21 protein-coding genes are annotated in these 26,234 nt (G+C 73.6%); 13 read left to right on the top strand and 8 right to left on the bottom strand.

Annotation, left to right across the window (positions count from 1 at the left end):
• Positions 1 to 53: 53 nt before the first annotated feature.
• Together STTU_RS00360 and STTU_RS00355 are read left to right on the top strand one after the other, a co-directional pair.
• A complete protein-coding gene (locus STTU_RS00360) occupies positions 54 to 1,415 on the top strand; it encodes an NAD(P)/FAD-dependent oxidoreductase (protein ID WP_043253622.1) in 1,362 nt (453 codons plus the stop codon).
• A 98-nt stretch (positions 1,416 to 1,513) separates the two neighbouring features.
• Entirely contained in the window at positions 1,514 to 2,095 is a 582-nt protein-coding gene (locus STTU_RS00355) for a 2'-5' RNA ligase family protein (protein WP_007818663.1), read from the top strand.
• Between the two features lie 82 nt (positions 2,096 to 2,177).
• Here STTU_RS00355 and STTU_RS00350 read toward each other — a convergent pair whose 3' ends face one another.
• Both STTU_RS00350 and STTU_RS00345 read right to left on the bottom strand, forming a co-directional pair.
• Positions 2,178 to 2,798, bottom strand: coding sequence for an NAD(P)-dependent oxidoreductase (locus STTU_RS00350; protein WP_007818662.1), 621 nt, complete (start codon positions 2,796 to 2,798; stop codon positions 2,178 to 2,180).
• A gap of 503 nt (positions 2,799 to 3,301) precedes the next feature.
• On the bottom strand, positions 3,302 to 4,612 hold the full coding sequence (locus STTU_RS00345; RefSeq protein ID WP_043253620.1) for an ROK family protein: 1,311 nt from the start codon (positions 4,610 to 4,612) through the stop codon (positions 3,302 to 3,304).
• A 156-nt stretch (positions 4,613 to 4,768) separates the two neighbouring features.
• Here STTU_RS00345 and STTU_RS00340 point away from each other — a divergent pair, with 156 nt between their 5' ends.
• The 4 genes from STTU_RS00340 to STTU_RS00325 all read left to right on the top strand — a co-directional run bounded on the left by STTU_RS00340 (position 4,769) and on the right by STTU_RS00325 (position 9,411).
• Complete coding sequence (locus tag STTU_RS00340; protein ID WP_007818660.1) at positions 4,769 to 6,082, top strand: ABC transporter substrate-binding protein; 1,314 nt, start codon at positions 4,769 to 4,771, stop codon at positions 6,080 to 6,082.
• An 11-nt stretch (positions 6,083 to 6,093) separates the two neighbouring features.
• Positions 6,094 to 7,098, top strand: coding sequence for a carbohydrate ABC transporter permease (locus STTU_RS00335; RefSeq protein ID WP_007818659.1), 1,005 nt, complete (start codon positions 6,094 to 6,096; stop codon positions 7,096 to 7,098).
• An 88-nt stretch (positions 7,099 to 7,186) separates the two neighbouring features.
• Positions 7,187 to 8,026 carry a carbohydrate ABC transporter permease gene (locus STTU_RS00330; RefSeq protein WP_175417649.1) on the top strand — a complete coding sequence of 280 codons (840 nt, stop codon included), beginning with the start codon at positions 7,187 to 7,189 and terminating at the stop codon, positions 8,024 to 8,026.
• Positions 8,023 to 9,411, top strand: coding sequence for a GH1 family beta-glucosidase (locus STTU_RS00325; RefSeq protein WP_052862279.1), 1,389 nt, complete (start codon positions 8,023 to 8,025; stop codon positions 9,409 to 9,411). The genes STTU_RS00330 and STTU_RS00325 overlap by 4 nt, the downstream gene beginning before the upstream one ends.
• A gap of 112 nt (positions 9,412 to 9,523) precedes the next feature.
• Here the strand turns inward: STTU_RS00325 and STTU_RS00320 are convergent, their stop codons facing one another.
• From STTU_RS00320 to STTU_RS00310, 3 genes are all read right to left on the bottom strand, one after another.
• Complete coding sequence (locus STTU_RS00320) at positions 9,524 to 9,799, bottom strand: hypothetical protein (protein ID WP_007818654.1); 276 nt, start codon at positions 9,797 to 9,799, stop codon at positions 9,524 to 9,526.
• Between the two features lie 35 nt (positions 9,800 to 9,834).
• On the bottom strand, positions 9,835 to 10,791 hold the full coding sequence (locus STTU_RS00315; RefSeq protein ID WP_234019104.1) for a rod shape-determining protein: 957 nt from the start codon (positions 10,789 to 10,791) through the stop codon (positions 9,835 to 9,837).
• Positions 10,792 to 10,999: 208 nt separating this feature from the next.
• A complete protein-coding gene (locus STTU_RS00310; protein ID WP_043256928.1) occupies positions 11,000 to 12,310 on the bottom strand; it encodes an MFS transporter in 1,311 nt (436 codons plus the stop codon).
• 277 nt (positions 12,311 to 12,587) lie between these two features.
• Between STTU_RS00310 and STTU_RS00305 the strand changes: the two genes are divergently transcribed.
• The 6 genes from STTU_RS00305 to STTU_RS00280 all read left to right on the top strand — a co-directional run bounded on the left by STTU_RS00305 (position 12,588) and on the right by STTU_RS00280 (position 19,275).
• Entirely contained in the window at positions 12,588 to 12,995 is a 408-nt protein-coding gene (locus tag STTU_RS00305) for a hypothetical protein (RefSeq protein ID WP_052862277.1), read from the top strand.
• A 93-nt stretch (positions 12,996 to 13,088) separates the two neighbouring features.
• Positions 13,089 to 13,946 carry an oxygenase MpaB family protein gene (locus STTU_RS00300; RefSeq protein WP_007818648.1) on the top strand — a complete coding sequence of 286 codons (858 nt, stop codon included), beginning with the start codon at positions 13,089 to 13,091 and terminating at the stop codon, positions 13,944 to 13,946.
• Between the two features lie 89 nt (positions 13,947 to 14,035).
• Positions 14,036 to 14,824, top strand: coding sequence for an alpha/beta fold hydrolase (locus STTU_RS00295; RefSeq protein WP_007818645.1), 789 nt, complete (start codon positions 14,036 to 14,038; stop codon positions 14,822 to 14,824).
• Positions 14,825 to 15,001: 177 nt separating this feature from the next.
• Complete coding sequence (locus STTU_RS00290) at positions 15,002 to 15,937, top strand: universal stress protein (protein ID WP_043256925.1); 936 nt, start codon at positions 15,002 to 15,004, stop codon at positions 15,935 to 15,937.
• A 261-nt stretch (positions 15,938 to 16,198) separates the two neighbouring features.
• Positions 16,199 to 16,699 carry a hypothetical protein gene (locus STTU_RS00285; protein ID WP_029396859.1) on the top strand — a complete coding sequence of 167 codons (501 nt, stop codon included), beginning with the start codon at positions 16,199 to 16,201 and terminating at the stop codon, positions 16,697 to 16,699.
• Positions 16,700 to 16,893: 194 nt separating this feature from the next.
• Positions 16,894 to 19,275: a glycosyl hydrolase family 95 catalytic domain-containing protein gene (locus STTU_RS00280; RefSeq protein ID WP_234019103.1), complete on the top strand. Its 2,382-nt coding sequence runs from the start codon at positions 16,894 to 16,896 to the stop codon at positions 19,273 to 19,275.
• Between the two features lie 65 nt (positions 19,276 to 19,340).
• Here STTU_RS00280 and STTU_RS00275 read toward each other — a convergent pair whose 3' ends face one another.
• Together STTU_RS00275 and STTU_RS00270 are read right to left on the bottom strand one after the other, a co-directional pair.
• Positions 19,341 to 21,338 (bottom strand): N-acetylmuramoyl-L-alanine amidase, encoded by a 1,998-nt coding sequence (locus STTU_RS00275; RefSeq protein WP_007818641.1) that lies wholly within the window; start codon positions 21,336 to 21,338, stop codon positions 19,341 to 19,343.
• 373 nt (positions 21,339 to 21,711) lie between these two features.
• On the bottom strand, positions 21,712 to 22,845 hold the full coding sequence (locus STTU_RS00270; protein WP_009071100.1) for an aminoglycoside phosphotransferase family protein: 1,134 nt from the start codon (positions 22,843 to 22,845) through the stop codon (positions 21,712 to 21,714).
• Between the two features lie 253 nt (positions 22,846 to 23,098).
• Between STTU_RS00270 and STTU_RS00265 the strand changes: the two genes are divergently transcribed.
• Positions 23,099 to 24,601, top strand: a complete 1,503-nt coding sequence (locus STTU_RS00265) for a hypothetical protein (protein ID WP_007818639.1) — start codon at positions 23,099 to 23,101, stop codon at positions 24,599 to 24,601.
• A 78-nt stretch (positions 24,602 to 24,679) separates the two neighbouring features.
• Here the strand turns inward: STTU_RS00265 and STTU_RS00260 are convergent, their stop codons facing one another.
• Entirely contained in the window at positions 24,680 to 26,209 is a 1,530-nt protein-coding gene (locus tag STTU_RS00260) for a SpoIIE family protein phosphatase (RefSeq protein ID WP_234019102.1), read from the bottom strand.
• Positions 26,210 to 26,234: the final 25 nt, after the last annotated feature.

The following is a 26,234-nucleotide window of genomic DNA, read 5'->3' as shown; positions in this document are numbered from 1 at the left end:
AGACGCACGCACCGGCCCGGAGACCGCACAGACCCCTGAGAAGGGACGCAATCGTGGCACGACCCAGGATTCTCGTAGTGGGCGCCGGTTTCGCCGGGGTGGGGTGCGTCCGCAGGCTCGAACGCCGCATCCCACCGGGCCGGGCGGAGATCACTCTCGTCGCGCCGTTCTCGTACCAGCTCTACCTGCCGCTGCTCCCGCAGGTCGCCTCCGGCGTCCTCACCCCGCAGTCCGTCGCCGTCTCGCTGCGCCGCAGCCAGAAGCACCGCACCCGCATCCTGCCCGGCGGCGCGATCGGCGTGGACCCGGAGAAGAAGATCTGCATCGTCCAGAAGGTCACCGGGGAGATCGTCGACGAGCCGTACGACATCCTCGTCCTCACCCCCGGCAGCATCACCCGCACCTTCGACATCCCCGGGCTCACCGAGAACGCGCGCGGCATGAAGACGCTCGCCGAGGCCGCCTACGTCCGCGACCACGTCATCGCGCAGCTCGACCTCGCCGACGCGAGCGAGGACGAGGAGGAACGCGCCTCGCGCCTGCAGTTCGTCGTCGTCGGCGGCGGCTACGCGGGCACCGAGACCGCCGCGTGCCTCCAGCGCCTCACCACGAGCGCGGTCAAGCGCTATCCGCGCCTCGATCCCTCGCTCATCAAGTGGCACCTCATCGACATCGCGCCGAAGCTCATGCCCGAGCTGGGCGACGAGCTGGGCAAGGCCGCGCTCGACGTCCTCACCCAGCGCGGCATCGAGGTGTCGCTCGGCGTCTCCATCGCCGAGGCGGGCCCCGAGAAGGTCACCTTCACGGACGGCCGCACCCTGCCCTGCCGCACCCTCATCTGGACCGCGGGCGTCGCGGCCAGCCCGCTCATGGCGACGCTGGAGCGCGAGACGGTACGGGGCAGGCTCGCCGTCACCCCCGAGTTGACGGTCCCCGGGCTCGACGGCGTCTTCGCGCTCGGCGACGCCGCCGCCGTCCCCGACCTCACCAAGGGCGAGGGCGCCATCTGCCCGCCCACCGCGCAGCACGCCATGCGCCAGGGCCGCATCGCCGCCGACAACGTCCTCGCCACGATCCTCCACCAGCCCCTGCACCCGTACGTCCACAAGGACCTCGGCCTCGTCGTCGACCTCGGCGGCCACGACGCGGTCTCCCGCCCGCTCGGCATCAACCTCAGCGGTGTCCCCGCGCAGGCCGTCGCCCGCGGCTACCACTGGTCCGCGCTGCGCACGGGCGTCGCGAAGACCCGCGTCCTCACCAACTGGATGCTCAACGCGCTCGCGGGCGACGACTTCGTCCGCACCGGCTTCCAGGACCAGAAGGCAGGCACGCTCAAGGAGTTCGAGCACACGGACGTCTACCTCACCCCGGACCAGATCCGCGAACACACGGCGCCGCTCCACGCCGTGCACTGAGGACCCCGGGCGCCCCCGCGCCCGAGCGGGGACAACGGCGGTACGGGCACGGGGGCCGCCCCGCGCCCGTACCGCCCTCTCGTGGGACGATGCCCCCCGTGCCCGCGACACCCTCCACCGCCGAGCCCGCCCCCGCCGACTGGGGCGACCGTGTGGGCGACACCTCGCTCAGCATCCGCGTCCCGGCGGCCGACGCGCTCGTCACGACCGGCTTCCCGGCCCACGTCAGCGTCCTGCACCCCTTCGTGCCGCGCGCCTCGCTCGGCCCGGCCTCCCGCGCGGCGCTCGCCGCCCTCGTCGCCGCGCACCCGCCCTTCACCCTGCGCTTCACGCGCTTCGGGCACTTCCCCGGCGTCCTGCACCTCGCCCCCGAGCCGCACCCGGTCCTGCACGAGCTGTCCGCCGCCCTGCGCCGGGCCTGGCCCGGAGCGCTCCCGTACCGGGGCCTGTTCGGCCCCGAGGGGCTCCCGCCCCACCTCACCCTCGCCACGCACGCCGCGCCCGGCACCGACCGCGCGGTCTACGGGCCGCTGGAGGAGCGGTACGGGTCGGCGCTCCCGCTGCACGCCGAGGTGACCCGGCTCAGCCTCACCGTGTACACGCCGGAGGGGACGTGGCGGGAGGAGAGCGCCCTGTCCCTCGGGGGCGAGCGGGCCGGGGGCGAGCGGGGCGCGGGCTGATCCGGGGGAGGGGCCGCGCGGGTCCGTCGGCGGGTCGGGGGCGGAGCGGGTCAGGGGCAGAGCGGGTCAGGGGCAGACCGGTTCAGGGGTAGAGGTCGCGCCGGTACGTCGCCGGGTCGTCCAGCGCGTCGAGCAGGACGTGCGCGAGGTCCGCGTACGTCGTGCGCGGCGCACGCGCGTGGTGCGGCGTGAAGGGCGCCCTGCGGTGCCCGTGCGCGGGGCCCTCCACGAGGATGACCGGGCGCACGATCGTCCAGTCCAGGCCGCTCGCCGCGATGATCGCGTCCTGCTCCTCGCGCTGCCGGATCACGGGGCGGGCCGTCGCCCGGTACAGCGCCGAGACGGTGCGGTTGAGCGGCCCCGCCGTGTGCGGGCCGTACGCCGCCTCCGAGAGCACCAGGAGCCTGGGCACCCGCGCCCGGCGCATCGCGTCCACGATGGTGCGCGTGCCGCGCGAGTACAGCGGCACGTTGCGCCGCCCGCCGCGCAGCGCGTAGGCGATGACGGCGGCATCGGCCCCCGCCAGCGCCTCGCCCACCTTGCCCTCCTCGAAGGGCTCGCCGCGGACGATCCGCGCGGCAGGAGCCCCGGCGAGCCGTTCCGGGTCGCGCACGACGGCCGCGCATTCGTGCCCGGCGCGCGCGGCGGCGTGCAGGAAGGCGCGACCGGCGCGGCCGGAGGCACCGAAGACCGTGATCCGCATGAGGGCACCGGGCCTTTCCGAACGGGGGAGGGACAGGGAACAGTCCGAACGTGGCGCGCGCGGGCCCCGGGCGCAAGTCACGTGACCCGTCCGCACCGCCCGGCTCCGGGTTCACCTCGCGAGCCCCCGGGAGCCGGCGGCGCTCGACGGACCCGACCACCCTGCATCCCGCCCCCGCGGATTCGCCGCCCCGGGACGGGACTCACCCGCTCCGCACACCCGAATGGGGTCACATACGCGGACATGTGCGCCCGAAGGCGTGACGGCGGGGGAGCGGGTGGGGCCCCCGGCCCGCGAGCGACGGCCTCGCACACGACCGGGGACGCGGCGGGCGGCCTCGCCGGGAATCCGTGCCGCCCGTCGGGGGCCGGAAGTGTACGGCTCACGCCCCGAAGCGGCGGAGCGTGAGCCGGTGACGGAGCCGGTGACGGAGCCGGTGACGGAGCCGGTGACGCCGCGGGGCCGCGTCCCGGAGCGACGGAAGGACTCCGTACGGACGCCGCCTAGTTGCCGCCCAGGACGTGCGCCGCCCGCCGCTCGGTCCCCGCCTCGACGACGTCCTCCTCCCGCAACGGGGCCTCCCTGCGCCCTCCGTTGGCGAAGAAGTCGGCCAGCACGAGCGTCGCCGCGCCGACCGTCACCGCGTCCGCGCCGAGCAGCCCGAGGCCGATCGAGACCTTCCCCGCCGGACGCCGCAACGCGAAGCTGTCGGCGTGGCGGCGTACCGACTGGAGGATGTGCGGGCCGAGTTGCAGCCCCGCCCAGCCGCCGATCAGGACCTGCTCGGGGCTGAAGAGGTTGATGAGGTCGGAGAGCCCCGCGCCGAGGTACTCGGCGGTCTCCTCCAGGACCGCGACGGCCACCGGATCGGCCCCGCCCCCGCCCGTGGGGTCCGCCGCCGCGAGCAGCGCCGTGACCCCCTCCTCCTCGCCGGCCCCCTCGGGCAGTCTGCCGCCCACCTCGCGCCAGCGCTCCAGGAGCGCCTCGGCCCCCGCGTACGCCTCCAGGCAGCCCCGCGCCCCGCAACGGCAGCGCCTGCCGCGGACGTTCACGGTCAGGTGTCCCCACTCGCTCGGGCTGCCGTGCATGCCGCCCTGGATCGCGCCCCGGGTCACTATGCACGCGCCGACACCCGAGCCGAAGAGCACGATGACGACATCCTCGCTGCCCCGCCCGCCGCCGAACCACAACTCGGCCTGCCCCAGCGCCTTCGCGCCGTTGTTGACGAAGAGACCCACCTCGGCGGGGAGACCGGTCGCGGTGCGCAGCAGCGTCTCCAGCGGGACCGCGTCCCAGCCGATCGTCTGCCCGTACACGAGCGCGCCCTCGCCGTCGGGGCGCTCCACGATCCCCGGCACGCCGACGCCCACACCGAGCAGCCGGTCCGCGGGGACCCCCGCCTCCGCGAGCACCGCCGTGATCCCCTCGGCGACGGCCCGCACGATGAGGTCCACGTCGTAGCCGACCCCCGTCAGGCTCGTCTCCGTACGGGAGAGTTCGGACATCGCCAGGTCGAACAGCTCGGTGCGCACCTTCGTCTCACCGATGTCGACCCCGACGAGGTACCCGGCGCCGGGCGCGACGCGCAGCAGCGTACGCGGCCTGCCGCCGTCCGACTCGACGACGCCCGCCTCCTCCAGGAGCCCGTCCGCCGTCAGCTCCGTGACGACGTTGCTGATGGAACCCGAACTCAAGCCGGTGGCGGGGAGCAGTGCCTGACGGCTCATCGGGCCGTCGAAATACAACCGTTGCAAAACAGCTGCGCGGTTGCCTCTTCGCAGGTCACGCACGGTTCGTCTGTGCCGTTGCACCATCTTGCCCCTTCCCGGACCGCAACATACCCCCGCCGGAGCCCTTGACGCGACCTTCTCTCAGGTTTTAACTCACGTCCTAAATTAAGTCGTGAGGCCGTTCAGGGACTGAACGCCTTCACTCCTCCTTGGCCACCCCCCGGAAAGGGGCATACCGACATGCGCAGACTGCGAGCCGCTGCCGCTGCCAGTCTCGTCACGACCCTCGCGCTCACCGCCACCGCCTGCGGCGGCGGGAGCGACAGCGGCGGGAGTGACAACTCCTCGCCCAAGACCCTCACGTACTGGGCCTCCAACCAGGGGGCGAGCGTGGCGGTGGACAAGAAGGTCCTGACGAAGGAACTCGCCAAGTTCACGAAGCAGACCGGTGTCAAGGTCAAGCTGGAGGTCATTCCCTGGTCCGACCTCCTCAACCGCATCCTCACCGCCACCACTTCGGGCGAGGGCCCCGACGTCCTCAACATAGGCAACACCTGGTCGGCCTCGCTCCAGGCCACCGGTGCCCTCATGGACTGGGACGACGCGGCGTACAAGGCGATCGGCGGGCGTGACCGCTTCGTCGACTCGGCCGTGGGCTCCACGGGTGCCGAGGGCAAGGACCCGGCCGCCGTGCCGCTGTACTCGCTGTCGTACGCGCTCTACTACAACAAGAAGCTCTTCGCCGACGCCGGTATCCAGAAGCCCCCGGCCACGTGGGACGAGTTCGTCGCCGACGGCAAGAAGCTCACCAAGGGCGACACCTGGGGCACGGCGCTGGAGGGCAGCAACCTCTCCAACAACATCCACCAGGCGTTCGTCCTCGGCAAGCAGCACGGCGCGGACTTCTTCGACGCCGAGGGCAAGCCCACCTTCACCTCCGACGGCGCGGTCGCCGCCGTCAAGCAGTACGTGGACTGGATGGGCAAGGACAAGATCATCGCCCCCGGCAACGCCGAGTACAACCAGAACCAGAGCCTCAACGACTTCGCCAACGGCAAGGTCGGCATGGTCCTGTGGCAGGCGGCCGACAGCACCTTCCAGGCGCACGGCATGAAGGCCGACGACTACGGCGTCGCGCCCGTCCCGGTCCAGTCCGGCACCCCGGGCTCCGGCAAGCAGACCAACTCCATGGTCGCCGGTATCAACATGGCCGTCTTCAAGAACACGAAGAACAAGGACGGCGCCCTCAAGTTCGTCAAGTTCATGACGAGCAAGGAGGAGTCGACCTTCCTCAACAAGACCTGGGGCTCCGTCCCGCCCGTCAAGGACGCGCAGGAGGACCCGGCGTTCAACCAGGGCGGCGCGGGCGCCATCAAGGACACCCTGCTCAAGAGCGCCACCGCGCTCCCGCAGGTGCCCAACGAGGCCCAGTTCGAGACGGCGGTCGGTACCGCCATCAAGGACCTGTGGGCCGACGCGGCGGGCAAGAAGGAGATCACGACCGCCGCAGTGAAGGCCGCCCTGACCAAGGCCGAGCAGCAGATGCCGAAGTGAGCAACTGAACCATGACCGACACCCTGCCTGAAGCGCAGGCGACGCCGGGCCCCGTCGCGGGGCCCGGCCCGGTCGGGAAGAAGAAGCGGCGCAAGCCGATCCTTCCCGACCGCGTCCGCCGCCTGGGACTGCCCTACCTGCTGCTCCTGCCCGCCCTGCTCTTCGAGCTCCTGATCCACATGATCCCGATGGTTGTCGGGATCTTCATGGCCTTCAAGGAACTCACCCAGTTCTACATCCGCAACTGGGGCCAGGCCCCGTGGGCCGGCCTCGACAACTTCAAACTGGCCGTCGACTTCGACAAGCCGGTCGGCGAGGCCCTGCTCCACTCCTTCTGGGTCACCTGCGCCTTCTGCGTCCTCGCCGTCGCCTTCTGCTGGCTGATCGGCGTCGCCGCCGCGATCTTCCTCCAGGACAACTTCAAGGGCCGCGGCTTCCTGCGGGCGCTCTTCCTGACCCCGTACGCGCTGCCCATCTACGCCGCCGTCATCACCTGGAACTTCATGCTCCAGCACGACAACGGCATGGTGAACCACGTCCTGCACGACCAGCTCCACCTCACCGACGAGCGCTCCTTCTGGCTCATCGGCAACAACAGCTTCATCTCCCTGGTCGTCGTGGCGGTCTGGAAGACCTGGCCCTTCGCCTTCCTCATCGTCATGGCCGCGCTCCAGAACATCCCCAAGGACCTCTACGAGGCCGCGGCCCTCGACGGCGCCGGCACCTGGCAGCAGATCCGCAAGATCACCCTGCCCTCGCTGCGCCCCGTCAACCAGGTCCTCGTCCTCGTGCTGTTCCTGTGGACGTTCAACGACTTCAACACGCCGTACCTCCTCTTCGGGGACTCGGCACCGAAGAACGCCGACCTCATCTCCATCCACATCTACCAGTCCTCCTTCGTGACCTGGAACTTCGGCACCGGCTCGGCCATGTCCGTGCTGCTGCTCCTGTTCCTGCTCGTGGTCACGGGGCTGTACCTGATCTTCACGTCGAGGAAGAAGGGCTCCGATGTCTAGCGCCGCACCCGTCGCCAAGACCGACGGCCCTCCCGGCGGGACCCCCGCGGCCAAGAGCCCGCAGGTGCTCCACACCGGGCGCTCCCCGATGGCGCCGCCGCGCTCCTTCCAGGCCATCCGCGTCGTCTTCCTGACGATCCTGACGGTCTTCGTCGCGCTGCCGATCTTCGTCATGATCACCAGCTCGCTGAAGCCCCTCAAGGACGTCACCGGGCAGTTCCGCTGGATACCGAGCGGTCTCACGATCCGGCCGTACATCGACATCTGGAAGACGGTGCCGCTCGCGCACTACTTCAGCAACTCGCTCATCGTGGCCGGGTCCGCCACGATCTGCTCGGTGATCATCGCGATCTTCGCCGCCTACGCGGTCAGCCGCTACAACTTCCGCGGCAAGCGCGTCTTCACCGTCTCGGTGCTCTCCACCCAGATGTTCCCCGGCATCCTCTTCCTGCTGCCGCTGTTCATCCTCTTCGTCAACGTCGGCAACGCCACCGGCATCCCGCTCTTCGGCTCGCGACTCGGCCTGATCATCACGTATCTGACCTTCTCGCTGCCCTTCGCGATCTGGATGCTCATCGGCTACTTCGACTCGGTGCCCAAGGAACTCGACGAGGCCGCCATGGTCGACGGCTGCGGCCCGCTCGGCGCGCTCTTCCGCGTCGTCGTGCCCGCCGCGATCCCCGGCATCGTCGCCGTCGCCGTGTACGCCTTCATGACGGCCTGGGGCGAAGTCCTCTTCGCCTCCGTGCTCACCAACGACGAGACCCGCACCCTCGCCATCGGCCTCCAGAACTACTCGACGCTCAACGACGTCTACTGGAACCAGGTCATGGCCGCGTCCCTCGTCGTCAGCGTGCCCGTCGTCGCCGGCTTCCTGCTGCTCCAGAAGTACCTGGTCACCGGACTCACCGCGGGAGCCGTCAAATGACCCGCGACGAAAGGACCCCCGTGGCCGAAGGACTCGACTACGCCGCACTCCCCGAGGGCTTCACCTGGGGCGTGGCCACCGCCGCGTACCAGGTGGAGGGCGCCGTCGCCGAGGACGGCCGGGCCCCCTCGATCTGGGACACCTTCTCGCACACCCCCGGCAAGGTCGCGGGCGGCGACACCGGCGACGTGGCCTGCGACCACTACCACCGCTGGCGCGAGGACATCGGGCTCGTCAAGGAACTGAACGCGGGCGCCTACCGCTTCTCCGTCGCCTGGCCCCGCGTCGTTCCCGGCGGCGACGGACCCGTCAACGCCAAGGGCCTCGACTTCTACGACAAGCTCGTCGACGGCCTCCTCGCCGAGGGCATCGAACCCTTCGTCACCCTCTACCACTGGGACCTCCCGCAGGCCCTCCAGGACCGGGGCGGCTGGCCCAACCGCGAGACCGCCGAGCACTTCGCCCGCTACGCCGAGGTCGTCGCCGACCGCCTCGGCGACCGCGTCAAGCGCTGGGCCACCCTCAACGAGCCGCTCTGCTCCGCCTGGATCGGGCACCTCGAAGGGACCATGGCCCCCGGGTTCACCGACATCGAGGCCGCCGTCCGCACCTCGTACCACCTCCTGCTCGGCCACGGCCTCGCCACCCAGGCGGTCCGCGCCGCCGCGCCGGACGCCGAGGTCGGCATCGTCTTCAACCTCAACCCCGTCGACCCCGCCACCGGCTCCGAGGGCGACGCCGCCGCGGCCCGTCGCATGGACGGCCACACCAACCGCTGGTGGCTCGACCCCGTGCACGGCCGCGGCTTCCCCGAGGACATGGTCGACGTCTACGGCGTCACCCTGCCCGAGCAGCCCGGCGACCTCGACACCATCGCCCAGCCGCTGGACTGGCTGGGCCTCAACTACTACTTCCCGTCCGTGGTCACCGACGACCCCGGCGGCCCCCAGCCCTACGCCCGCGCCGTGCGCCGCCTGCACGTCCCGCGCACCGGCATGGACTGGGAGATCGACGCGAACGGCATCGAACGCATGCTGCTCCGGCTCACCGAGGAGTACGGGGCGCGGAAGATCTACGTCACCGAGAACGGCTCGGCCTGGCCCGACGTCGTCGGCTCCGACGGCTCCGTCGACGACCCCGAGCGCATCCGCTACCTGGAGGACCACCTCGCCGCCTGCGCCCGCGCCGCCCGCAAGGGCGCCCCGCTCGCCGGCTACTTCGCCTGGTCCCTCATGGACAACTTCGAGTGGGCCTACGGCTACGACAAGCGCTTCGGCCTCGTCCACGTCGACTACAAGACGCAAGGACGCACCGTGAAGTCCTCCGGACGCCGCTACGCCGAACTCGTGGCGGGCCACCGCGCCCGCTCCCGGCACGCCGCCTGACCCACCCGCACCACCCGCACGCGACGCCGCCGCACCCGAGCAAGGGTGCGGCGGCGTCCCGCGTCCGCGCTGCTCCCGTACGGCCCGTACCCGTCGAGCGCGCCCCGCCCGCTCAGTGCGGCGGGTACTGGTCCCGGTAGTACGGCTCCGGCGGATACGCGTCACTGCCCGAGGCCGACCACGCCGCCGAATCCCGCGCCCGCTCCACCGCGAGCGCCAGCCGCCGCCTGCTGCGCGCGAGCACCAGGCCGAGCACGAGCCCCGCGAAACCGCCCACGAGCAGGATGTTCCCCACCACGGGCAGATCCACCCACGCGAACCGCCACGTCACCGCGTACCGCAGCACCGCCCCCACGATCATCAGCGCCAGTCCCGCCGCAGCCGTCATACGCCCTCACCTCTCCGCTCCATCGGCCCCCCCGCTCACGCGAGTTCGAGCACCGGCCCCTCGGCGGCGAGCAGCCACGCCCCCTCCACCGCCGTGTCCGCGCCCGACTCCACGAGGTGCACCGGCATCGACAGCTCCTGCCGCAGATGCGCGTCGAGGCCGTACAGCCGCGCCCCGCCGCCGTGCAGCAGCACGCCCCGCTCGAAGACGTCGTCCACCAGCTCGGGCGGCGAGGCGTCGAGCACCGCCGTGACGAGCCGCGCCACGTCCTCGTACACCGGGCGCAGCACCGCGCGGATCTCCGCCACCGTCAGCTCCCCCACGCGCGGCAGCCCCTCGTCCCTGTCCTGCCCCCGCACCGGCAGCCGCGCCCCCGTCTCCAGCGCCGCGGCGAGCTTCGCCTCCTCGGCGACCTGCGCCCCGATCGTGAGCGCGTGCTCCTCGCGCGCGTGCCGCATCAGCCACGTGTCCACGCTGCCCGCGCCCCGCTTGACCGACCGCGTCACGAGCGCCGTGCCGAGCGCGATCATCGACGCCGACGTGCGGTGCTCCCCGATGTCCACGAGCAGCGCGCCCGCCGGGCTCCCGCTCACCCCGGCGCCCACCGCCGCCGCGACCGAGTGCGGCACCGAACGCACCTGGTTGATGCCCGCGTCCTTGCACACCTGCCGCAGCACGTGCCGCTCCAGGGACGTCGCGTGGTCCGGTACGCACACCACCGCCTGCGCCCCGCGCAGCCGCCGCGACTTCCCCGAGGCCGCCCGCAGCGCCGAGCCGAGCAGCCGCGCGGCGAGCGGCAGGTCCGCCACCGCGCCCGCCGCGACGGGGCGCACGAGCCGCAGGCGCGGCGGCAGCCGCCCCGCCATCGCGAGCGCCTCATCGCCCCAGGCCCGCAGCGAGCCCTCCTCGTCGACGATCGCGACGTGCGGAGCCGACCACGCCTGCCGCTGGTCGCGCAGCCGAAGCCGCGCACTGCCCAGGTCGATCGCCACCTGCCTGCTCCGCGTACCCATGGTGCCCACTCCCGTTTCCGCGCCGGAGAACGCCCGCGTAGCCGCGCCGGGCCCTCGCTGCGACGCTCGCGCGCCCTCCGGCCCCCGGCAAGTCCGCGGACGCCGATCGGGTCGGCACGGGACAGGGCCGGTACGGGAGGGGCGTCAGCGGGTACGCGCGCGAGGCGGAGGGGCAGCCGCCCCCCGCTCAGCGCTCCAGCGGACGGTGCGCCGTCTCCGGAAGCCGCAGGTACACCGCCGAGGAGACCAGGCACAGCACCGCGACGTACCAGGGGAAGAGCCCGGCCCGGCCCCACTCCTTGAAGAGCGTCCCGACGTACGGGGCCGTGCCGCCGAAGAGCGCCACCGTCAGCGAGTACGGGAAGCCGATCCCCGCCGCCCGCACCCGCGCGGGGAACACCTCCGCGTTCACCGCTGCCGAGATCGACGTGAACCCGGTCAGGAGCACCATCCCCGCGCAGCTCACGAGCAGCAACGAGACGAAGGAGCCGGTGAGCAGCCGCAGCAGCGGCACGCACAGGAGCGCGAAGCCGAGCCCGAAGAAGAGCAGGAGAGGACGCCGCCCGAAGCGGTCCGAGAGCAGCCCGGCGAGCGGCTGGAGCACCGCGAAGAACGCGAGCGCGAGCGTCGAGGCGAGCAGCGCGTCGCCCTTCGCGACGTCCGCGTTCAGCTCCGCGTACGTCGGCAGGTACGACGTCCACGTGTAGTACGCGAGCGTGCCGCCCGCCGTGATCCCGCCGATCAGGAGCGAGGCGCGCGGGTGGCGCCGCAGGGCCTCGAAGAGCGGCGGGCGCTCGGCCGTGCGCGCCGCGTCCCGCGTCTCCTCGGCGCCCCGCCTGATCCAGAACCCGGCCAGGCTCAGCACGGCGCCGAGCACGAACGGCAGCCGCCACCCCCAGGACTCCATCCGCCCGTCGCTCAGTACGCGCACGAGCAGCGCCGCGACCCCCGAGGCGATGAGCTGGCCGATCGTCGTCGACACGTACTGGAAACTGGAGAAGAGCCCGCGCCTGCCCGGCCCGGCCGACTCCACGAGGAACGTCGTCGAGGCGGCGAACTCCCCGCCCACCGAAAGTCCTTGCAGCAGCCGTGCGAGCACCAGCACGACCGGGCCGAGCAGCCCGGCCGCCGCGTACGTCGGGGTCAGCGCCACGAGCAGACTGGACCCGCCCATGAGCAGGATCGTCACCGTCAGCGCGGCCCGCCGCCCCCGCCGGTCGGCGACCGCGCCCATGAGCAGCCCGCCCACGGGGCGCATGAAGAACCCGACGGCGAACACCGCGAAGGTCGAGAGCAGCGGGACGAGCGAGTTGTCCGCGCCCTTGGGGAAGACCTGGTCGGCGAGGTACGTGGCGAGGAAGGTGTACGCGTACCAGTCGTACCACTCGACGGCGTTGCCGACGGAGGCCGCCGCGAGCTGGCGCACCGGGCGGCGGGCGGGGGAGCGGGGTGCGGGGGAGCCGGGGGCGGCGGTGGAGTCGGGGGACGTGTGTGTCATGGACACGACCCTTTCCCGGGCGGTGGCCCGCCACACCTCACGCCGCGCCATGGCCCACCCGCGCCGCGCACCGGACCCACCGCGCCGCGCACCGGCCCACCCACGCCCCGCACCGCGCCCCGGCCCACCCCGGTGCGCCGCGTTCCGCCCCACCGCGCCGTACCCCCGAAGCCGTACCCGCGTTTGCCCGCGCCCTACGCGGCAACCCGCCCCTCGAACGCACGCACGCACGCACCCACCCCGGACCGGGGCCGGGGCCGCCCGAGAGGAGACCGCCATGGCACAGGCGTCCGCCGCGCCCCGCACACCGTCCGCGCCCGAGGACCCCTGGGACCGCGACCGCCTCGTGCGCTACCTGGAGGACCGCTTCGCCTGCGCCGCCTCCTGCCGCAGTGCGGCGACGCTCACCGCCCGCCACTGCGGCACCCCCGCCGCCGAACCCGCGGTGCTGCGCGCCCTGCGCTGCGTCGAGGTCTGCGACAGCACCGCGAGGCTCCTCGGCGCCGAACCCCTCCTGGACCCCGAGGACGACGAACTCCGCTTCCGCCTCGACTGGTGCCGCACGACGTGCCTCGACTGCGCGGCCCACTGCGCGCGCCTGCCGGGCGCCGAGGACGCCGTCGCCGCCTGCCGCGCCTGCGCCGCCTCCTGCACCCGCTTCCTCGCCACCCTCGCGGCCAGCTGAAACCACTCCCGGCCAGGTACCCCCACCGGCCCGGACCCGCCCCTTCGGGAGACAATCACCGCAGGCACGCACCACTCTCCCGGAGGTCCCGCCGTGGCCGAGCAGCCGTCCCGCCCCGACCCCGGCCTCTACGGGCCCGGCACCGTCACGTGGCAGCTCCACGCCGACCCCGCCATGTGGATCGCGGGCGTACGCGCGCTGTGGCTCCAGGCCCTTCACCCGCGCACCCTGCGCGGCGTCATGGCGAACTCCGATTTCCGCCAGGACGCCTGGGGCCGCCTGATCCGCACCGCCCGCTACGTCGCCGCCACCACGTACGCCGACACCCCCACCGCCGAACGCGCCGCGGCCCGCGTACGCGGCATCCACCGGCGGCTCGGCGCCGCCGACCCCGCGACCGGCGAACGCTACGGCGTCGACGAACCCGGACTCCTGCTCTGGGTGCACTGCGCCGAGGTCTCCTCCTACCTGCACACCCTGCGCCGCTCCGGCTTCCCCCTCGACGACACCGCCGCCGACCGCTACGTCGCCGAACAACGCACCGGCGCCCGCCTCGTCGGCCTCGACCCGGCCCAGGTCCCCGCCACCGTCGGCGAACTCGACAGCTACTTCCGCAGCGTGAAGGACGAACTCGCCGTGGGCGCCGACGCCCGCGTCGTCGACGACTTCCTGCGCCGCCCGCCCGTCCCCTTGGCGCTCCTGCCCGCTCGCGCGCTGCTCTGGCGCCGCGTCTCCGCCCTCGCCTACGGCTCCCTGCCGCCTTGGGCCCACCGGCTCTACGGGCGCGAGGCCCCGCCGCCCGCCGTCGTCACCCGCCGCCTGCGCTCCACCGCCCGCCTGCTGCGCGCGGTCCCCGGCGAACTGCGCTGGCAGATGCCCCCGAAATACATCCACGGTGCCGTCACCCGCCTCGGCCCCCAGGCCCGACCCGGCCGCCGCATCCCCGCCTGAGCCCCGCGCGGTCCGCAGCGCGCCCGTACCGCACTCCGCTCCCCGCGAAACCCGGCCCGCCCCGCGGCCTCGTCGGGCAAGGTGCCCCCATGGACCCGCGCCCCCGCCCCCTGCCCGCGCTCCGCACCGTCCGCGCGAACGGCGTCACCCTCGCCTACCGCGAGACCGGTCCCGCCACCGCGCCCCCGCTCCTCCTGCTGCCCGCGCGCGGCGAGTCCTCCGCCGACTGGGCACCCGTCATGGGGCCGCTGGCCGCGCACCGGCGCGTCCTCGCGCTCGACCCGCGCGGGCACGGCGCGAGCGAGTACCCCGGCACGTACTCCTTCCCGCTCCTGCGCGACGACGTACGCGCCTTCCTCGCCGCCCTCGCGCTCCCGCGCGTCGACCTCGTCGCGCACTCGCTGGGCGGCATCATCGCCTGCCTCCTCGCCCAGGAGCACCCCGGACTGATCCGCCGCCTCGTCCTGGAGGACGTCCCGGCGCCCCTGCCCCTCGCCACACCCCGGCCCGTCCCTGAACGGCCCACCGGACCGCTCGGCCTCGACTGGCGGATGGTCCTCGCCACCGAGCACCCCCGCAACCACCCCGACCCCGCCTGGTGGGAGCGCATGGAGCGCGCGGACGTCCCCGCCCTCGTCCTCGCGGGCGGCCCCACGAGCGTCGTCGACCAGTCCACCGTCAGCGCGCTCGCCGAACGCCTGCCGCGCGCCCGTCTCGTCACGGTCCCCGCCGGGCACCACATCCACGCCGAGGACCCCGATGCCTTCCTCGCCCACGTCCTGCCGTTCCTCACGGCGGACGCGCCGGGGGACGGCCCGGCGAACGCACCCGCGCACGAACCGGCCGGCGAAGCGGCGGACGAAGCCGGGAGCAACTGACCCAGGCATATGCCGAGCCCACCCGTGTGCCGCGCGGATGCGGGGGCAGAAGCGCTGGCGGATGATGCCAGCGGTGGGGTCTTTCGGCCCTGGCACATCCCGCTCCACCGGGGAAGGCTGGAGCTGTAGGGGCTCAAGAGGCGCCGGGTGAAGCGGGGCGCCGGGAACGAGGACATCATGAGTGAGCTGCCGGTGGTAGCGGCCGTGGACGGCTCGGAGGACAGCCTCCGTGCCCTGGACTGGGCGATCGAGGCGGCCCGGCTCCGCGAGAGCGTGCTGCGGATCGTGCACGTGCGCCAGTACGCGGCCTGGACGCAGCCCGAGGTGCTCGCCGCCGGGCCCGAGCAGGTCGGCGACCCGGTGCTCGACCGGCTGCGCACGGACCTGGAGGGGCGCGGCGGGAAGCTGCCGGTCCTGGAGTTCGTCACGGTCGAGGGCGCGCCCGACGCGGTCCTGCCCGAGATGGGTGGCGACGCGCAGCTCCTCGTCCTCGGCTCGCGCGGTCGCGGCGGCTTCGCCAGTCTCCTGCTCGGCTCCAACGGGATGGCCGCCGCGCGCGACGCCTCCTGCCCGGTCGTCGTCGTGCCGCGCCCGGGGCGCGCCGTGCCCGAGGACGTGACGACCGAGGTGCCGGACGGACCGCGCGTCGTGGTGGGCCTGCCCGTCGACCTCAAGGACGACTCGACGCTCGCCTTCGCCTTCACCGAGGCCGAACGGCGCGGCGCCGCGGTCCACATCGTCGTCGCCTACCCCTGGCCCACACTCGCCTGGACCGCCGTGGGCGACTACACGCCCACCGTCGAGGACCAGGAGGCCGCCGAGGCGGAGTGCCTCACCCTCGCCAAGGACCACCTCGACCCGCACCGCGCCGCCCACCCCGGCGTCGAGGCGCTCGTCTCCGTCGCGGCGGGCGACGCCGCCGGGCACCTCGTCGCCGCGTCGAACGGCGCGGAACTCGTCGTCGTGGGCCGCCACCGCAGGCGTCTCCTCCAGCCCGCCCGCATCCTCGGCTCCGTCACCCAGGCCGTCCTCCTCCACGCCGCGGCACCCGTCGCCGTCGTCCCGCTCACCGCCCAGGACGAGGCGGAGAGCGAAGCGGACGCGGCGGCCTGAGTCGCGGCCCGGGGGAGGGGGAACGGGTCCAGCGGTACGGGGCCCGTCCGGCCCGACGCGGTACGGGGACGGGGCGACCGGGAGACACCGGCCGCCCCGTCCCCGTACCGCTTTCGCCCCACCCCGCGCCCCCCTTGGGCCACCCCGCGCGGCCCCCGTCCCACCACCCCTTTTCCGCCACCCCCGCACCCCCTCTCCGAGGGCCCCGGTCACGCAGGGGTGCCCGCTCGTGACCGGAGCGGGACACGTACCATGGGCCGCATGTCGTTCCTCCGCCGCCGTACCCCCGCCACGCCCGCGGGCCCCGACTTCGACGTCCTGGCCATGGACCCGGGGGACTGGCCCGGGAACCTCGTCGCGGGGCTGCTGCCCGCCCAGGACGGCAGCTGTCAGGGAGTCTTCCTCCAGTACGACCTGTTCGGCGGCCGTGGACCCGCCATGATCATCGGCAACCTCCCGGCCGGCTCGCCCGCCCGCGAACTCGCCGACAAACAGGTCCCCTTCGAGGTCGCGCAGCTCCTCCTGGCGCTGGAGAACGACGAGGACGTCGAGGTCGTCGACGTCGAGGACATGCCGGTCATGCAGGGCGACAACCTCCTCATCGTGCGCCGCCTCAAGCTCTCCGAGGGCCGCATCTCGTGCGTGCAGTTCGACCGCAGCGACAACGTGCTGGTCACCATCGCCGCCTGGGACCGCCCCATCACGGACGACCTCTACGCGCTCCTCAAGCCCCTGCCCGCCGCGATGTTCCAGCAGGGCTGACCGAGCCCGCGCACCCCTCCCCGCCCGCTCGGCACCTCACCCGGACGGCCCCTCTCCCGCTGTCCGGAATGCGCTGCCCACAGGCCGGAGCGCCCCCCTCCTCTTGCGGACCTTCTGTCACGCGCGGACGGGGGTTCCGTGTGGTTTGTCATCGCTCTTGTCGAACACAGGGGCCACGTCTAGCGTCCCGAGGCATGTCGCATGGCCCCACACGAAGAACGACAGTGAAGACCGTCCTCGGCGTCGCGGGCGCCCTCGCCGCGGGGGCCAGCCCCCTCGCCACCGGCTCCGCGCACGCCGCCCCCACCACCCCCACGACAGGGACCGGCGCCCGCGCCGCCGACCCCGACCGCCCCGTCCTGCGCTACGGCGCGCCCGCCACCGACTGGGAGACCGAGTCCCTCCCCGTCGGCAACGGCGCCCTCGGCGCGAGCGTCTTCGGCACCCTGCCCACCGAACACATCCAGTTCGCCGAGAAGACCCTGTGGACCGGCGGCCCCGGCACCTCCGGCTACCGCTACGGCAACTGGGAGAACCCCCGCCCCGACGCCCTCGCCTCCGTCCGCGCCGACATCGAGGCCCGCACCAAGATCACCCCCGAGGACGCCGCCGCACGCCTCGGCCAGCCCCGCATCGGCTACGGCGGCCACCAGACCTTCGGCGACCTCCTCATCGACGTCGACGGCGCCCCCGGCTCCGCCGACGGCTACACCCGCACCCTCGACCTCGCCCAGGCCCTCGCCACCGTCAGCTACCCCCACGACGGCACCACCTTCCGCCGCACCGTCTTCGCCTCTTGTCCCGACAAGGTCCTCGTCGGGCACTTCACCGCCGACCGGGGCGGCAGCGTCGGCCTGAACCTCCGTTACACCTCACCGCGCCAGGACTTCACCGCCACCACCGACGGCGACCGCCTCACCGTCCGCGGCGCCCTCCAGGACAACGGAATGCGCTTCGAGGCGCAGATCCGGCTTCTGAGCGAGGGCGGCAGCGTCACCGCGAACGGCGACCGCCTCACCGTCAGCGGCGCCGACAGCGCCTGGTTCGTCCTCTCCGCCGGCACCGACTACGCCGACACCTACCCCGACTACCGGGGCGCCGACCCCCACGACCGCGTCACCACCGCCGTCGACCAGGCCGCCGCCCGCCCCTACCGCGAACTCCTCGACCGCCACACGAGCGACCACGCCGCGCTCTTCTCCCGCGTCGTCCTCGACCTCGGCCAGGGCTCCGCGCCCGACCGGACCACGGACGCCCTCCTCAAGGCGTACACCGGCGGGAACAGCGCCGACGACCGCGCCCTCGAAGCGCTCTTCTTCCAGTACGGCCGCTACCTCCTCATCGCCTCCTCGCGCGCCGGCTCCCTCCCCGCCAACCTCCAGGGCGCCTGGAACAACAGCACCGCCCCGCCCTGGTCGGCCGACTACCACGTCAACATCAACCTCCAGATGAACTACTGGCCCGCCGAGGCCACCAACCTCGCCGAGACCACCGCCCCCTACGACCGCTTCGTCGAAGCCCTGCGCGCCCCGGGCCGCACCACGGCGCGCTCCATGTTCGACGCGCGCGGCTGGGTCGTCCACGACGAGACAACCCCCTTCGGCTTCACCGGAGTCCACGACTGGCCGACGAGCTTCTGGTTCCCCGAGGCCGCCGCCTGGCTCACCTCGCAGCTCTACGAGCACTACCGCTTCGACGGCTCCACCGACTACCTCCGCGCCACCGCCTACCCGGCCATGAAGGAAGCCGCCGAGTTCTGGATCGACGTCCTGCGCACCGACCCGCGCGACAACACCCTTGTCGTGACGCCGAGTTTCTCGCCCGAGCACGGCGACTTCACGGCGGGCGCCGCGATGAGCCAGCAGATCGTCCGCGAACTCTTCCTCAACACCCTCGAAGCCGCGCAGACCCTCGGCGACGACCCCGCTTTCCGCACCACCCTGAAGGAGACCCTCGACCGCATCGACCCCGGGCTGCGCATCGGCTCCTGGGGACAGCTCATGGAGTGGAAGACCGACCTCGACGGCCGCACCGACGACCACCGCCACGTCTCCCACCTCTACGCTCTCCACCCCGGCCGCCAGATCGAGCCCGGCAGCGACTTCGCCGAGGCCGCCAAGGTCTCCCTGACCGCGCGCGGCGACGGCGGCACCGGCTGGTCCAAGGCATGGAAGATCAACTTCTGGGCGCGGCTGCGCGACGGCGACCACGCCCACACGATGCTCGCCGAACAGCTCAAGGGCTCCACGCTCGCCAACCTCTGGGACACCCACCCGCCGTTCCAGATCGACGGCAACTTCGGCGCCACGAGCGGCATCACCGAGATGCTCCTCCAGAGCCAGCACGACGTCATCGAGGTCCTGCCCGCCCTCCCCGCCGCCTGGAGCAGCGGCACGGTGCGCGGACTGCGCGCCCGGGGCGGCGCGACCCTGGAGTTCAGCTGGGAGAACGGCAGGGCGACCCGCATCGCCCTCACCGCCTCGCGCACCCGCGAACTCACCGTCCGCAACGCCCTCGTCCCCGGCGGCACCACCACCTTCAAGGCCGTCGCGGGGGAGACCTACACCTGGGAGTGACCCCCCACGGGCACGCGAACGGGGCCGGTCCCCGCGAAGGGACCGGCCCCGCTCACCCGAGGACCTCAGCGCACCCGCGACACCGTCACGTCATCGGCGTTCACGTACGCCACCCGGTGCCCGAACTGGATCTCGTAGTACTCGTTCGCGCCGCGCACCACCTTGTGGTCCGTCGTGTCGAACGTCGGCGAGTAGAAGTACTCGCCGTGCACCTTCCCCCCGGCCACGTACCGCTGCCCCGCGAGGAGCTTGTACGAGAACGGGGACAGCGCCTGCGGCGTGATGTTCGCCGGATAGGCCGAAGCCTCCGGGTAGGCGCGCCCGTACACCGGCACGTCGGCGCGGCCCTTCTTCGGCGTCACCACGAGCCCCTGCGAGGGCAGCGCGACCGGCTTGAGCAGCGAGTTCCTGAGCCAGCCCTTCTGGCCGTTGTACCAGAGCGCGACCCAGGAGCCGCGCCGCTCGGCGACGACGTACTGCTGGCCGCTCGACACGCGCGCGCCGACGTCGTTGACCCCGGTCGTGGTGTCCTCGCCCTTCGGGTACAGGCCGATGTCCTTCACGAGCGGCGCGTCCTCCGACGGCGACTGCCGCAGCCACAGCTCGCTCGACCCGTGGCTCGGGCACGCCGCCGCCGGGTCGTCCGCCGAACAACCCGTGTACGCGGGCTTGTTGGCCTCGTACCTCGGCGCGATCGTCACGACGTCCGACCACGGCAGCGCCGTGGCGCGCACCGGCTTGCCGAGCAGCGCGAAGTAGTGCGACCAGTCCCAGTACGGGCCCGGGTCGGTGTGCATCGCGGGAATGCCCGACGTCGTCGTCGCGGGCACGTTGTCGTGGCCGAGGATGTGCTGCCGGTCGAGCGGGATGTCGTACTTCTTCGCGAGGTACTTCACGAGCCGCGCCGACGAGCGGTACATCGACTCCGAGAACCAGGCGTCCGGAGCGGTGAGGAAGCCCTCGTGCTCGATGCCGATCGACTTCGCGTTCACGTACCAGTTGCCCGCGTGCCAGCCCACGTCCTTCGTCGGGAAGTGCTGCGCGATGAGCCCGTCCGTGGAGCGGATCGTGTAGTGCCACGCCAGGTACGTGGGGTCCTGGACGAGGTCGAGCGTCTTGTCCCAGGTCTCCTCGGTGTCGTGGATGACGATCGAGTCGACGGACTGGTCGTTCGGCCGGTCGGCGAGGTCGTGGTTGCCGTAGTCGCCGTCCCCGTACTCCTCGTACGGCGCGGGCACCCACTCGCAGGCCACCGTCGGCGGGCACTCCGTCCGCCCCGCGTTCGTCTTGCTCAGGCCCATGGCCCGGAGCTGCTTCGGCTGCGCCTTCGCCCGCGCGTCCGCGCGGAGCGCGACCGACTGCCCCGCGTCCGTCGTGCGCCGCTGCCCGTCGCGGATCACCGCGAAGACGTCCTCGGCGTACGAGGCGGCACCCGCGCTGTCCTCGGCGCCCGAGAACGCCGCGACCGCGCCGAACCAGTCGGCCGGGTCCTGGCTCGGCGGCCGGCCCTGCGCGCGCTGCGCCGCCGCGAGGAGCGCCGCGCCGCCCGCGACGTTCGCCGCCGCGTCACCGCGCAGCCTGTCCGCGGAGATGCCGGTGAGGGACGCCGCCCTCGGCAGCGTCTCCAGGCGCGCGGGGAGCGTGCCCGTGCTCGACTTCGTACGGTGCGCGGTCAGGCCGAGGGGGCGGCTCGTGTCGCCGCGCGGGTCCTCGGCGCCCTCGCCGTGCGGGTGCGTCACGACCCCGGAGAGCGCGGTCCGCGCGTCCGTCAGGTGCATCGGCCCGTAGCCGCCGCTGACGCTCGGCGCGCCCCCGTGCTCGTCCCACCGCGACTGGAGGTAGGAGACGCCGAGAAGGATCTCGCTCGGGACGTGGTACGTCGCCGCGGCGGAGGCGAAGGCGTCCTGGAGCCGTCCGGTGTCCCGGCCGGAGGGGGCCTGCGCGGCGGGGGTCCGCGCGGCCTCGGCGGGCGTCGCGGCGAGGAGCGGCAGGAGCAGGGCGGTCGAGGCGAAAGCGACCGCCGCCGTCCGGCGTCTGGATCGGACGGGGGAAGTTCCTCGCAAAGCAGCCTCCTGGGGGGAGTGGACGCGCTGGAGTCTCGTGACCGGACGTGCCAGTGGTACCCGCTCCCCGACGATCCGTCAATCATGCTCCGGGCAAGGAAATCCCCATGTCAGGCCCCGGTTGCGGCACCACCACAGGAGTGGACCATTGGAGGGCGCGAGGCCGTCCGGTCCGCTGCCAGCGGTGACACACCGCTGTCTTCCGACCAGCCCCCGGCAGTACGTCCCAGGGGGCACGGTCGCGGCCGGGTAATTCCACCCCTTCGGTCGTGGACGGCGAGGAAACGTTTCGCCGACCGCGTCGTGCGTTCCGCCGATCCCCGGGGCCCGCGGCCGGACCGTGCCGCGGGCCACCCGTGCCGGGCGGGGCCGTTCAGCGGGTACCGACCGCCGCGCGCACCGCCCGCCGCGCCGTGGCGCAGTCGTCGTGGAGCCGGCGCAGCAGCAGCCGCTGCTCCTCGCCGGAGGCCGGGACCCCGGGAGCGGTGACCGGGGCGGCCTCGTGCATCGTGCGCTGCACCGCGCTCTCGTACGTGCGGATCTCCCGCGTCAGCACGAGCATCAGGTTCACCAGGAAGGCGTCCCGCGCCGCCGGGCCCGCCGCCTGCGCGAGCTGGGCGATCTGCCGCCGCACCTCGGGCGCGTCCCCGATCACCGACCACAGCGTCGCCAGGTCGTACCCCGGCAGGTACCAGCCCGCGCGGTCCCAGTCGAGCAGTACCGGTCCCGCGGGCGAGAGGAGCACGTTCGACAGGAGCGCGTCCCCGTGGTTGAACTGCCACATCCCGCCCCTGCCCGCCCCGCCCGCGACCCCGTGCAACAGCTTCTGGAGGTCGTCGAGGTCGCGGTCCGTCAGCATCCCCAGCTCGTGGAAGCGGGCGAGGCGCGTCCCGTAGTCCAGGGGGGTGTCGAACGTCCCGGAAGCGGGACGCCAGGAGTTGACCCGCGTGAACGCCGCGAGCGCGGCCCGCAGATCCGCGCGCGCCGGAGCGTGCGCCGGGTGGCGCTGCAGCGCGGCCGGGCGCCCCGGCATCCGCTCCACGACCAGGACCCCCTGGTCCGGGTCGGCCGCCACCAGACGCGGCACCCGCACCGGCGGGCGCTGCCGGACGAAGGAGCGGTACGCGGCTATCTCCTGCCGGATACGGCCCGACCAGACCGGCGAACGGTCCAGTAAACACTTCGCGACCACGGTCGCCCGCCCCGTCGTGCCCGCGAGGAGCACCGAGTGCCCGTTGCGGCGCAGCAGTTGGACCGGGTGGAAGTCGGGGCAGATGCGGTGCACCGCGGCGACCGCGGCACGCAACTGCGCGCCCTGCGGCCCCGACAGGTCGAGCCGGCCGCTCAGCCGCTGCGGGCCCGGCGACCCCTGCATCCGCCGGGTACGGGGCTGAGCGGCACCGAACGGCACGGCAGCCGCCCGTGCCGGATCGAGGAAAGGAGCACCGGGCTGGCGCGCACGGGGCGTACGGGGTGGCGCGGAGAGGGGGGACTGTGCGGTGTACATGGGGCGGGCGTATCCCTTCCTGGGCCCGCGAGCCCTTCATGGGCCCGCGCATCGGACGCGCCCGCCCGGCCCGGTGACCCGCGACACCCTGGGGAGTGCCGACAGGGCGCCGAGCCGGGTTGGCGCGCTTCCTACCCGACACCCGGCCCGCCGTGGCAGACCATCTGGCGCACCCTGGCGAACCCTGGCGAATACTCGCTCCGCACGTGACCGGCCGTTAGTGTCAAATCAGCCGAGAACCTGGGGGCTTGACGTGAGCGGACAACCCAACACCCGCCTTGGCGACCTGTTCGGCATGACCGGCTGGTCCAAGGGCGAACTCGCGCGACTGGTGAACCGGCGGGCGGCGGCCATGGGCCACCCCCAGCTGGCCACCGACACCTCGCGCGTACGGCGCTGGATCGACGTGGGCGAGATCCCTCGCGACCCCGTGCCCCGGGTGATGGCCGCCCTGTTCACCGAGCGTCTCGGCCGTGTCGTGACCATCGAGGATCTCGGCCTGGTCAGGCGCGGGCGCGCGGGGAGCGCGCACACCGCAGGGAGCGTCGACAACCCCGACGGTGTGCCGTGGGCGCCCGAGAAGACGGCCGCGTTCCTCACCGAATTCACGGGAATGGACCTCATGCTCAACCGACGCGGCTTGGTGGGCGCGGGTGCCGCGCTCGCCGCGGGCTCCGCCCTCAGCACCGCCATGCACGACTGGCTGCACACCGACCCCGTCCTCGCGGCCGACCGGCCGCGCGAGGGCGACCCCCTCCACGCCGAACCGGCCGGCTGGGACCGCTACGAAGCGGCTCCCGTCGGCTCCCAGGAGATCGACGAACTGGAGAACTCCGTCGAGGTCTTCCGCGCCTGGGACGCGTCGCGCGGCGGCGGCCTCCAGCGCAAGGCCGTCGTCGGCCAGCTCAACGAGGTGGGCGGCATGCTCGCCTACCACCACCCCGCCCACCTCCAGCGCAGGCTGTGGGGCGTCGCCGCCAACCTCGCGGTCCTCGCCGGGTGGATGTCCCACGACGTCGGCCTCGAACCCACCGCGCAGAAGTACTTCCTCATCGCCGCGCACGCGGCCCGCGAGGGCGGCGACCGGCCCCGCGCGAGCGAGGCGCTCTCCCGCGCCGCCCGCCAGAAGATCCACCTCGGCGACCCCGGCGAGGCACTCGACCTCATGAAGCTCGCCGGTTCGGGCGCGGGCGAGGGCACCCTGCCCCGTACCCGCGCGATGTTCCGCACCATCGAGGCATGGGCGCACGCCTCGATGGGCCACGGTCAGGCGATGCGCCGCACGCTCGGCGAGGCGGAGGAACTCTTCGTCTCCGACAAGGGCGTCGGGGAGCACCTGAGCTGGATGCAGATGTTCGACGAGGCCGACCTCTACGGGATGCAGGCCCTCGCCTACCGCACCCTCGCCGAGCACGACCCCAGCGCGGCCCCCGTGGCCCAGGCCCACGCCAAACGCGCCCTCGCCCTGCGCAACGCCGAACGCCAGCGCTCGCAGATCTTCGACCACCTCTCGATGGCCTCGGCCTGCTTCCTCGGCAACGATCCCGAACAGGCCGACGTCTACGCCCGCCTGGCGCTCCAGGCGATCGGCGAGACGTCCTCGCTGCGGACGTGGGACCGGCTGCGCCAGATGTACCGGCTCACCGGGCAGTACGCGGGCCACGCCCAGATCGACGTCCTGCGCGGCGACATCGAGCGCGTCATGCCGAAGGCGCCGGGGAGGAACCGTGGCACGGGACGCGTCGCGGGAGCCTGAACCCGGCACACCGCCGGGCTCCCGCGAGAGACCGTCACGTCCCCGGGCGAGGGGGCCGCACTCCCGGCCCACGGCGCGTCACTCCCGTACGAGAGCGATCAGCAGACAGTCCTCACCCCCGGGCGCACCCTCGCCCGTGCCGGTGCGCAGCGCTTCGCCGATGACCCGCGCGGCGTCCCGCGCCCCGGTCACCCCGGCGAGCCGCGGAGCGAGCGCGAGCAGGGCGCCGTCCCCGTCCCGCGCCGAGCCGGGCGGGGGAGCGGCGGGTACGGGACCACCGCTGCGCAGAACGAGCAGGTCGCCCGGCGCGAGCACGGCGTGGTGCTCGGCGTGCCCGATGTCCCGCGGCGCGCCGAGGAGATGGCCCGCGGGCCGCTCCAGGGACCGGCCGGTCCCCGCGCGGAAGAGCAACGGCGCCGCGTGCCCCGCCTGCGCCCACACCATTCCCCGGGCATCGGGCCGGACGCGGCAGCACAGCGCGGACGCGAGGGGGGTACGGGGCGCGCCCGCGCCCACGACCTGCCCGAGCACGTCGAGCAGCGCACCGGGGCCCGCGCCGGTCAGCGCGATGCCGCGCAGCGCGCCGAGCAGCGTCGCCGTGCCCGTCGTCCTGGCGAGACCGTGCCCGGCCACCTCACCGGCGGCCAGCAGGGTCGAGCCGTCCGGGAGTTCGGCCGCCTCGTACCAGTGACCACTGCTCGCGGCGGGCGGACCGCCCGGCCGGAGCACGGTCAGGTCCAGCGCCGGCCTCCGCGCCGTGTCGTCGTTCCGTGACCGGGGCTCGGGAGTCCGTGCCGGGGGCGCCGGGGTCTGGGGAGGCGGCGGGGTGCGTCGGCGCGAGCGGCGTGCCTTCGGCGGGGCGGGGCTCCGTCCCGCCGGGCGGGACGCGTCGTCCGCGGTGGCGGGGGCCGGGTGCGCGCTTCCGGAGGGGAACCGCACCGGGCCCTGCCACGGCGGCAGCACGCTGTCCCGCAGGGCCACGGCGACCCGGTACTCCTCGCGTGCCGCGGGCGGGGCGGCCGGCGCGGCGCGGCGCCCGGTTCCCGGTGCCGTCTCGCGCACGACGAGCCAGAGGGAGGCCGTGCAGCCCTCCGCGTCGAGCACCGGTTCGCCCAGCAGGCGCACCGTGCGCTCGCTGCCGTCCGCGCGCAGCAGCCGCAGGGTCCCGTCGAGCTTCCTCCCGTCCACGAGACAGCCGGTCATGAGCGTGGTCAGCGCGGCGCGGTCCTCGGGGTGGACGTACGAGGGCAGTTCGTCGAGCCCCGGTGCGGGGAGGGCGGGATCGCGGCCGAGGATCGCCGCGAACTCGGCCGAGCAGCGGGCGCCGTCCGTGAGCAGGTCCCACTCGGCGCTGCCGACGTGCGGCGGCAGCGCGCCGGAGGAGCGCCGCTCACGCAATGCCCCGAGCAAGGAGTCGAGTTCGCCCCGGTCCATCCCGGAACGCGGCTCCGCGCCGGGGCGGGGGGCCGTCGCCGTGCGCGGAGCGGTGCCGGAACCAGGGTCCGTGACGGGCCGCCGGGGCCTCAGCACGGAAGGCGCGCCGCCCGCGGCGCGGCCGTCCTGCCACAGCTGTGGCGCGGGACGGTCCGTGGAGGCGGGCGGGGGCATGGCGGCTCCGATACGGCGTACACAC

This window comes from Streptomyces sp. Tu6071, from assembly GCF_000213055.1.
Lineage (GTDB): Bacteria > Actinomycetota > Actinomycetes > Streptomycetales > Streptomycetaceae > Streptomyces > Streptomyces evansiae.
This window is presented reverse-complemented; position numbering and strand designations above follow the sequence as displayed.

What these genes read in the sequence shown, in the direction of transcription:
- STTU_RS00350 (WP_007818662.1), bottom strand. Translation starts at nt 2,798, where the DNA reads ATGCGGATCACGGTCTTCGGTGCCTCCGGCCGCGCCGGTCGCGCCTTC.
- STTU_RS00345 (WP_043253620.1), bottom strand. Translation starts at nt 4,612, where the DNA reads ATGGTGCAACGGCACAGACGAACCGTGCGTGACCTGCGAAGAGGCAAC.
- STTU_RS00340 (WP_007818660.1), top strand. Translation starts at nt 4,769, where the DNA reads ATGCGCAGACTGCGAGCCGCTGCCGCTGCCAGTCTCGTCACGACCCTC.
- STTU_RS00335 (WP_007818659.1), top strand. Translation starts at nt 6,094, where the DNA reads ATGACCGACACCCTGCCTGAAGCGCAGGCGACGCCGGGCCCCGTCGCG.
- STTU_RS00330 (WP_175417649.1), top strand. Translation starts at nt 7,187, where the DNA reads ATGGCGCCGCCGCGCTCCTTCCAGGCCATCCGCGTCGTCTTCCTGACG.
- STTU_RS00325 (WP_052862279.1), top strand. Translation starts at nt 8,023, where the DNA reads ATGACCCGCGACGAAAGGACCCCCGTGGCCGAAGGACTCGACTACGCC.
- STTU_RS00320 (WP_007818654.1), bottom strand. Translation starts at nt 9,799, where the DNA reads ATGACGGCTGCGGCGGGACTGGCGCTGATGATCGTGGGGGCGGTGCTG.
- STTU_RS00310 (WP_043256928.1), bottom strand. Translation starts at nt 12,310, where the DNA reads ATGACACACACGTCCCCCGACTCCACCGCCGCCCCCGGCTCCCCCGCA.
- STTU_RS00305 (WP_052862277.1), top strand. Translation starts at nt 12,588, where the DNA reads ATGGCACAGGCGTCCGCCGCGCCCCGCACACCGTCCGCGCCCGAGGAC.
- STTU_RS00295 (WP_007818645.1), top strand. Translation starts at nt 14,036, where the DNA reads ATGGACCCGCGCCCCCGCCCCCTGCCCGCGCTCCGCACCGTCCGCGCG.
- STTU_RS00290 (WP_043256925.1), top strand. Translation starts at nt 15,002, where the DNA reads ATGAGTGAGCTGCCGGTGGTAGCGGCCGTGGACGGCTCGGAGGACAGC.
- STTU_RS00285 (WP_029396859.1), top strand. Translation starts at nt 16,199, where the DNA reads ATGTCGTTCCTCCGCCGCCGTACCCCCGCCACGCCCGCGGGCCCCGAC.
- STTU_RS00280 (WP_234019103.1), top strand. Translation starts at nt 16,894, where the DNA reads ATGTCGCATGGCCCCACACGAAGAACGACAGTGAAGACCGTCCTCGGC.
- STTU_RS00270 (WP_009071100.1), bottom strand. Translation starts at nt 22,845, where the DNA reads ATGTACACCGCACAGTCCCCCCTCTCCGCGCCACCCCGTACGCCCCGT.
- STTU_RS00260 (WP_234019102.1), bottom strand. Translation starts at nt 26,209, where the DNA reads ATGCCCCCGCCCGCCTCCACGGACCGTCCCGCGCCACAGCTGTGGCAG.